The 307-nt window shown below is 56.7% G+C and carries 1 pseudogene; it reads right to left on the bottom strand.

Annotated elements, in window-relative coordinates:
* Positions 1-219, bottom strand: a pseudogene (locus tag Q4563_RS18525) (hypothetical protein); the annotation flags it as partial.
* Positions 220-307: the final 88 nt, after the last annotated feature.

Raw genomic sequence — 307 nt, 5'->3', positions numbered from 1 at the left:
ACCATCAACCGACTGGATAATTTGTACCCGGCTGGAGGCAATCACCTCGCCATTCGCACGGGTTACCTCATCGATCTGAAATTCAATGGCCCAACCAATAAACACCACAAAGGTGGCCGCAATCAACCAAACGATCCAGCCACTACGATCCAGGTGATAACGCGCCAGCCGCTGGGCACGACTGGCATCACGATCGTCCATCAAGCTATCAGATAACATTGATCGGGCCTCCTGCCGGTGGTCGACGAGCCGTACCGGATGGCGCTCGCTGGCGCTGGAAAATGGCTTCCGGGCTGTCATCCCGGAC

Source organism: Gilvimarinus sp. 1_MG-2023 (assembly GCF_030548285.1).
This window is presented reverse-complemented; position numbering and strand designations above follow the sequence as displayed.